Annotated in this window: 2 protein-coding genes; one reads left to right on the top strand and one right to left on the bottom strand. The window is 61.7% G+C overall.

Features of this window, described 5'->3' with window-relative positions:
• The coding region (locus ACXRVY_RS22240) for a short-chain fatty acid transporter (protein ID WP_458238253.1) at positions 1–1,392 on the bottom strand (1,392 nt) is incomplete at its 3' end.
• 200 nt (positions 1,393–1,592) lie between these two features.
• Here ACXRVY_RS22240 and ACXRVY_RS22235 point away from each other — a divergent pair.
• Entirely contained in the window at positions 1,593–2,906 is a 1,314-nt protein-coding gene (locus tag ACXRVY_RS22235; protein WP_223461077.1) for an MFS transporter, read from the top strand.
• Positions 2,907–3,029: the final 123 nt, after the last annotated feature.

Genomic DNA, 3,029 nt, shown 5'->3' with positions numbered 1-3,029 from the left:
CAGCGTCGTCCCCAGTGCCCATAACAACACTAGCACCAATGGCGCGTGTACCAGCAATTGCACGAACGAGAAGCCGATCAAGTCCCGCGCTTTCAACCCCAGGACGCCCAGCAGCGGCAACATGAAGAACGGGTTGATCAGGTTGGGCAGGGCTTCGGCGGCGTTGTAGATCTGCACCGCCCAGCCCAGATGGTAGTTCAGGTCATTGGCCACTTGCATCACGTACGGTGCTTCGATGATCCACTTGCCGCCACCGGACGGGATGAAGAAGCCGAGAATCGCCGAATACACGCCCATCAGAAGCGCGTAGGTGTCGTGGGAGGCAATGCTGACGAAAAAGGTCGAGATGTGATGGGCCAGGGTCTGCGCGTCGGCGCCCTTGACCGTGGTCATCAGCGCCGCGATCGAACCGTAGAGCGGGAACTGGATCAGCACGCCGGTAGTGGTCGGCACCGCACGGGTCACGGCGTCCAGAAAGCTGCGCGGACGCCAGTGCAACAGGGCACCGAGCATGATGAACAGGAAGTTGTAGGTGTTCAGCCCGGAAATCGCGCTGATAGCCGGTTTGGTCGCAAACTCATGGAACAGCCACCCAGCAGCCAGCAACGCCAGCAGAATCGTCAGTAGCGGGCTGTGTTCCAGCCATTCGCCGGGGCGGGTGCGTGGTTGCAGCGGTGGCAGGTTGAAACTCGGGTCGACACCGCAGGCCTTGGCATCGCGTGCCGAGTTCGGGCCGGGGGCGGTGGCATAGGCAATGATCAGCGAGATGACGATCAAGGCCAGCAGCATCACGCCGGACTGCCAGAGAAAGATCGTCTGGGTGAATGGAATCATCCCGGTGATCGACAGAATCGACGGCGGCAGGCTTGCCGGGTTGGCCTGCAATTGCGCGGCGGACGACGACAGGCCCAAGGCCCATACCGCGCCAAGCCCCAGATAGGCGGCGGCACCGGCGGCGCGATAGTCCATTTTCAGGTCGGTACGACGGGCGAGGGCGCGTACCAACAAACCGCCGAACACCAGGGACAAGCCCCAGTTCAGCAACGACGCGACCATCGAAATCAATGCGACCCAGGCCACGGCGGAGCGGCCGTTTTTCGGCAGCTTGGCCAGACGGTCAATCAGCTTCACCGCCGGCGGCGAACTGGCGACCACATAACCGCCGATCACCACGAAGGCCATCTGCATGGTGAAGGGGATCAGGCTCCAGAAGCCATCACCAAAGGCCATGGCGGCGTCGGTGGGTTTGGCACCCATCGCCATGGTGGCCAGGGCCACGATAATCACCGCCAGGGCAGCAAACACCCAGGAGTCGGGAAACCAGCGTTCGGCAAAACTTGAGCAGCGCAGGGCAAAGCGGGCGGAGCGGCTATCTTCGATATCAGCGGCCACGGGAGTACCTCGGATTTTTATGTTTGTTGTGGTCTTCGGGGCAGTAACCGCCCGTCTGGACAGACGTCAACATTAATTCAAGCCGAGGATTTTTGCGGGGTTGTTTCGTGGCTATGGGACTTTGGTCTAACGGGTTGTCCGCCAGCGCTTTTGCGTAGACCATGGGCGCCTTGGTTTTTGCCTGTGCCAGAGTTCTTTACATGACTGCCAACACCGATTCGCGCCCGGCGCCGTTCAGCCGCTCGGACTACAAGACCCTCGGGCTTGCCGCCCTCGGCGGGGCGCTGGAAATCTACGATTTCATCATCTTCGTGTTTTTCGCCCTGACCCTCAGTCAGCTGTTCTTCCCACCGGAAATGCCCGAGTGGCTGCGCCTGCTGCAAAGCTTCGGGATCTTCGTCACCGGTTACCTGGCGCGACCGTTGGGCGGCATCCTGATGGCGCACTTCGCCGACCGATTGGGGCGCAAGAAAGTCTTTAGCCTGAGCATCCTGATGATGGCGTTGCCCTGCTTGCTGATCGGGATCATGCCGACCTACGCGCAAATCGGCTATTTCGCACCGTTGCTGCTGTTGGCCCTGCGCATTCTCCAGGGCGCGGCGGTGGGCGGCGAGGTGCCGAGTGCCTGGGTATTCGTCGCCGAGCACGCGCCCATCGCCCATCGCGGTTATGCCCTGGGTTTCCTGCAGGCGGGGCTGACCTTCGGCTATCTGATCGGCGCATTGACCGCGAGCTTCCTGGCGCAGGCATTCACCCCGGCGGAAATCCTCGATTACGCCTGGCGTTACCCGTTTCTGCTCGGCGGCGTGTTCGGGGTGATTGGTGTCTGGCTGCGTCGCTGGCTCAGCGAAACCCCGGTGTTCATGGCCATGCAGGCGCAGCGCGAGGCGGCCGGTGAGCTGCCGCTACGCACGGTCTTGCGCGAGCATCGCCTGGCCATTTTGCCGGCGATGATTCTCACCTGTGTGCTGACCTCGGCCGTGGTGGTGTTCGTGGTCATCACCCCGACCATGATGCAGAAAACTTTTGGCATGACAGCCAGCCATACCTTCGCCCTGAGCGCACTGGGCATCGTGTTCTTGAACATCGGCTGCGTGCTCGCCGGGCTACTGGTCGACCGCATCGGCGCCTGGCGCACGGTGATGCTCTATAGCCTGCTGCTGCCGTTGGGCATCGGCGTGCTGTATGCCTGCCTGATCATGGGCGGCGACTGGCTCGGCCTGGCCTACGCCTTGGCGGGGCTGGCCTGCGGGGTAGTCGGCGCGGTGCCATCGGTGATGGTCAGCCTGTTCCCGCCGCGGATTCGCGTCTCGGGTATCTCGTTCACCTACAACATTGCCTACGCCGCGTGGGCGAGTGTCACACCGCTGTTGTTGATCGGCCTGATGCCGTGGAGTCCATGGATCTGTGTGATGTTCAGTGCGGTGATGGGCGCGGTGGGTGTGGGCAGTGCGGCGTACTTTGGTGCGCGGATGCCGAGAATCGCTGGCTGTTCTGCCGCTGGCGCGCATTGATTGTACGCGTCGTAACTATTTTTACTGGACAAGCCTGAAACACGCTTAAGTAAATGTTTCCAAGGCCGATGGTTAGGCTGTGTATCGCTTTCTACCCCTGTCCATCGGTGCTTTCCCATGTTC

The organism is Pseudomonas sp. P5_A2_2, assembly GCF_054177685.1.
Note: the sequence above shows the minus strand (reverse complement) of the source record. Positions and strands in the feature narration are given on the sequence as shown.

Excerpts from the sequence above, each read along its gene's own strand:
- ACXRVY_RS22235 (WP_223461077.1), top strand. The coding sequence starts at position 1,593 with ATGACTGCCAACACCGATTCGCGCCCGGCGCCGTTCAGCCGCTCGGAC.